The following is a 4537-nucleotide window of genomic DNA, read 5'->3' as shown; positions in this document are numbered from 1 at the left end:
CTCCACCTCCTGATGTAGGTGCTCAATTTCCATTTGCGATTGCTGAAGAATGGTTTCCAAGGATTGGCGATGGTGGCTCATTTCTGCCAGCTCCTGGGCACAGGTGGCTTGGGAGCGCAATTGTTCTTGAAGGGCAACGATCGCCTGTTGTTGAATCTGAGCTGTTTCCTCAGTACGGGCCAGCAAATCCTCGAGAAACGCCTGATTGCGCAGTTGTTGCTTTAATTCATCAATGTAGTGTTGACACTGATCAATGGCTTGCTCTAAGTGCTGGATGCGCCGTTGGCTATTCTCGCCCTCTGCACCAGTTGCCAGTGAGCTTTCCGTCAGAGGCTCAGAGATAGTTGGGTTCCATGGAAAACTAAGTTGGTTGGGGGGCTGTGTTTCCATTGCAGGGGATGTGAGAATGGTGCCACTCTTCCTTAGTCTAAGGGTATCGGGAATCGGGACTAAACCCGGGTTAAGACAAAGAGGCTGCCTTCATTGCCGCGGCTAATTCGCAAATCTTCATCCAGGTAGGTAATGTCAAGCCAGCCCTGTTGATCATTGCTGTTGAGGGGCACATCTAGGGCCATCAGCGGCTGACGGCTGTGGAGTTGGGGAATGAATTGGGCGGGGGAGTAGTAATTCAACCACTGGCGCAGGCCAACAATGGAACGTTCAAAGTACACCTGTACCCGCTGTTGGGTCAAGGGTTCAAATCGGGCCAACACGCTGATAATTCCCTCAAGGAAGGGCAATCCATAGAGTTCAGCAATGTTGTAGATGCGCTGCTGCTGCGGACGAATGCACTGATAAATTTGCCCCAGCTTCACGAGGGGAGAGCGATCTAAGGCGAGAAGGGCCTGACTACTGGTGTAGATCAATCGCCAATCCCCAGCTAATTTTTCAGGGGCATTGAGGGGATCCGAAGTGGGATTCATGCCTTCCAGGGAAGCAACAAGGGCAGCTACCTGTTTGCGATCGCGCGGTGTGGCTAGCAGACCTCGATTCAGGCCAGCGATCGCCATCAATAACTCAGCTTTTGCCACAGTTTACCCCTCCTTAATCTAAGGAACTTTTTCGCCCTAATGGGTTGCGTCAAGCCCCCCCTAATTCGAGAATGGGAGAAATCCCCCTCGCCCTTCAGGTTAGCGAAATGCGGATCGCGCTATTTACTGAGACATTTTTGCCTAAAATTGATGGCATTGTTACCCGTTTATGTCAAACTGTCCGACATCTGCAGCGGAATGGCCATCAGGTGCTAGTGGTGGCCCCCGAGGGCGGGTTAGACCATTACGAAGGCGCGCGCATCTATGGTGTCTCCGGTTTTCCCCTCCCATTGTATCCTGAACTCAAATTGGCCCTGCCGCGACCCGCTATTGGCAAAGCCCTAGAGGCCTTTGAACCCGATCTGATCCATGTGGCCAACCCAGCTGTCTTGGGCTTGGCTGGTCTGTACTATGCCCAGAAACTCCAATTGCCCTTGGTGGCCTCCTACCACACCCACTTGCCCCAATACCTGAAGTACTATGGCTTGGGTTTTCTGGAGGAGCTCCTCTGGTTCCTCTTGCGCTGGGGCCATAACCGCGCCCAACTCAACCTGTGTACCTCAACGGCCATGGTGGCAGAGCTGAAAGCCCATGGGATTCGCCATCTGGATCTCTGGCAGCGGGGGGTAGATGTGGAATTGTTTCATCCACAACGCCAAAGTCAAGAAATGCGCCACTTTCTCAGCCAGGGGCATCCAGAAGCCCCCTTACTGCTCTACGTTGGTCGTCTCTCTGCTGAAAAGGAAATTGAGCAAATTAAGCCAATTCTTGAGCAGATTCCCCAGGCACGGCTGGCTCTGGTGGGCAATGGCCCCCATCGCGAGGCCCTGGAAAAACACTTTGCTGGCACACCCACCCATTTTGTCGGCTACCTGCGCGGTGAACGCTTAGCAGGGGCCTTTGCCTCTGCCGATGTCTTTGTCTTTCCCTCGCGCACGGAAACCCTTGGCTTGGTTCTCTTAGAAGCAATGGCGGCGGGCTGTCCTGTGGTGGCTGCCAATAGTGGGGGAATTCCCGATATTGTCACTGATGGGGTAAATGGGTTTTTGTTTGATCCAGCAGACCCTACGGGAGCCATTACCGCTTGTCAGCGCCTCTTTGACTCTCCGGGCGATCGCGAGACCCTACGCCAAAATGCCCGCCAAGAAGCCGAACGCTGGAGCTGGGCGGCAGCCACGCAGCAACTAGAGCAATACTACCAGTCAGTTTTGCCAGTTCCCCAGCGGGATGTGGCTCTTAGTCATTAACCGAATCCCTGAATCGCTTCCCTGAGTTGCGGTAGATCGAGGCTGGCTTGCTTTCCTTGAAGAACGACGTAAAAGCCCCCAAGGCCAAGGGGATCAATGAGTTGGTGGAGTGATTGATGGCGGTTGAGGGCTTGCAGGAGATTGCCATTACTCTGTTGTTGTGCCATTAGGCGATCGCCCAACCCCAAAGCCATGAGAAATAAACTCTGGCGGGTGACATAGAGGGTTTCAAGACCAAATTGCTCACCATAGCATGTTAAAGCGGTTACATCCACATGGGCCGTAATGTCCTGCTCGCCAACAAAGCAGTAAGGATTATCGTGGCAGCGGTGTTGGTAGTAGCACTGCAACGTGCCGCCACAGCGGGCGGGATGATAGTATTGCCGGGCGGGATAACCATAGTCAATGGTGAGAACAAAGCCCCGCTCTAGGTGCTCACTTAGATCCTTGAGCCATGGGATCAGGTTCAAATTCACCTCAGTACGGTAGCCGTCGCTGTAGCCCTGCTGCTGCGGATCAATGCCAACGGTGGCAAAGTACTCGTGAATGCGATTGTCGCTGAGGGGACCCAAAACCTCTTGAAACGCTCCCTGGGCATTGAGGCTGACATAAATTTCATGCCAGTTGCCCCCCTGCCATTGCAGGCGATGTACGGGAAACGCATCCACCAGCTCATTGCTAAAGATGCAGCCAACACTGGGTTCACAGGCGGTGTCCAAGCCTCGCCAGCGCAGGCGATCGCCCCAAGGTGCCAAGCGTTGCCGTTGACGTTCCTGTAAACGGGGGGATTGCTCTTGAATTTGGTACTCAAGGGCAGCAAAGAAATCGGGATAGGTCCCTTGGCTGTAGCTTAAGACCCCCTCGGCAAAGTGGCCTTCACCGCCACCCATCTCCAGGAGGATAAATCGCTGCGGTCGCTCTAAGGCGTGCCACATCTGCACAAAAGCCTCAGTGAGCAGTTCCGCAAAATCCCTCGTGAGACTACTGGAGGTGATAAAGTCGCCGCGCCGACCAATCTGCAGTTGGGGACGATTGTAATAGCCCCCCTGTGGTGCATAGAGAGCCAAGGTCATAAACTCACAGAAGGAAATGGCGCCCGCTGCTCTGATGCGCTCCTGAATCTCGGCCAATAACGGAGTGCTTTTTGGCATCAGTCATCTACCCCGGCAATGGGGGCAAACCCTTGACGCTGGACATTCTCGGTAATGACGCGCGGTTCAAGGAATTGCAGTAGGTAATCGCGTCCACCGGCTTTGGAACCAAGGCCCGACAGCTTAAAGCCACCAAAGGGCTGCCGATCCACGATCGCCCCTGTAATCCCACGATTGATGTACAGGTTCCCTACAGCAAATTGGGCTTTGGCCTGCTGAATATGGGAGGGCGTCCGCGAATACAGCCCCCCTGTCAGGGCATAGGCGGTGGCATTGGCAATTTCAAGGGCTTGGGTGAAGCTTTCTGCCCGTAGTACGGCTAGCACCGGGCCAAAAATTTCCTCTTGGGCGATCGTAGCTGTGGGGGGCACGTTGGTAAAGATCGTGGGCGAGACAAAATAGCCCACCTCCGGTACCGGTACGCTCAAGGCGAGTTCCGCTTCTTGCTGGCCTTTGGCAATGTATTCCTGAATGCGATCGCGGGCGGCGGCCGTCACCACCGGTCCGACACGGGTACTGGGCAAGTGGGCTGGCCCAATATTCAGGGACTTGGTGGCTGCTACTAAGCGCTCCACAAAGGGTTCGTAGATGGACTCAAGGACAATCACCCGCGAACAGGCGGAGCATTTTTGGCCGCTATAGCCAAAGGCGGACTGTACAACCCCCGCCACTGCCTGATCTAAGTCGGCACTTTCGTCAATGATGATGGCGTTTTTGCCCCCCATCTCGGCAATCACCCGTTTGATATGGGTTTGTCCCCGCTGTAACACTGCTGCCTCAGCAATAATGCGGCAACCCACCTCTTGGGAGCCAGTAAAGGCGATGAGATGCACATCGGGATGTTTGATTAAATAGGGGCCAATCACGGAGCCAGGTCCGGGGAGAAACTGAAACACCCCCGGCGGAAAACCGGCGGCAATCAGGATCTCCGCTAGTTTGGCAGCAACCACGGCGGCGGGATCCGCAGGCTTGAGAATCGTGCAGTTACCTGTCACTAAGGCGGCCACGGTCATACCTGTGGGAATCGCCAAAGGAAAGTTCCAAGGAGAAATCACGACCGCAATGCCGCGCCCTTGGTAGTGGTAATGGTTTGTTTCGCCGGGAAAGT

Annotated in this window: 4 protein-coding genes and 1 pseudogene; 1 reads left to right on the top strand and 4 read right to left on the bottom strand. The window is 54.6% G+C overall.

Translation table 11 applies throughout. The annotated features are described in order from the left end of the window. Positions 1–390, bottom strand: a pseudogene (locus tag H8Q75_RS04720) (hypothetical protein); the annotation flags it as partial. 59 nt (positions 391–449) lie between these two features. Beyond that, a complete protein-coding gene (locus H8Q75_RS04715; RefSeq protein WP_024125071.1) occupies positions 450–1031 on the bottom strand; it encodes a PAP/fibrillin family protein in 582 nt (193 codons plus the stop codon). 107 nt (positions 1032–1138) lie between these two features. Here H8Q75_RS04715 and H8Q75_RS04710 point away from each other — a divergent pair, with 107 nt between their 5' ends. After that, positions 1139–2278 carry a glycosyltransferase family 1 protein gene (locus tag H8Q75_RS04710; RefSeq protein WP_024125070.1) on the top strand — a complete coding sequence of 380 codons (1140 nt, stop codon included), beginning with the start codon at positions 1139–1141 and terminating at the stop codon, positions 2276–2278. On the opposite strand, the gene H8Q75_RS04705 is transcribed toward H8Q75_RS04710, so the two are convergent. Continuing rightward, positions 2275–3429, bottom strand: a complete 1155-nt coding sequence (locus H8Q75_RS04705; protein ID WP_041429125.1) for a class I SAM-dependent methyltransferase — start codon at positions 3427–3429, stop codon at positions 2275–2277. The two genes, H8Q75_RS04710 and H8Q75_RS04705, sit on opposite strands and share 4 nt — an antisense overlap. After that, the coding region (locus H8Q75_RS04700) for an aldehyde dehydrogenase family protein (protein ID WP_297040823.1) at positions 3429–4537 on the bottom strand (1109 nt) is incomplete at its 5' end. The genes H8Q75_RS04705 and H8Q75_RS04700, both read right to left, overlap by 1 nt.

This window comes from Thermosynechococcus sp. OHK43, from assembly GCF_014466085.1.
In the GTDB taxonomy this organism is placed as follows: domain Bacteria; phylum Cyanobacteriota; class Cyanobacteriia; order Thermosynechococcales; family Thermosynechococcaceae; genus Thermosynechococcus.
Note: the sequence above shows the minus strand (reverse complement) of the source record. Positions and strands in the feature narration are given on the sequence as shown.

What these genes read in the sequence shown, in the direction of transcription:
- H8Q75_RS04705 (WP_041429125.1), bottom strand. Translation starts at nt 3,429, where the DNA reads ATGCCAAAAAGCACTCCGTTATTGGCCGAGATTCAGGAGCGCATCAGA.
- H8Q75_RS04710 (WP_024125070.1), top strand. Translation starts at nt 1,139, where the DNA reads ATGCGGATCGCGCTATTTACTGAGACATTTTTGCCTAAAATTGATGGC.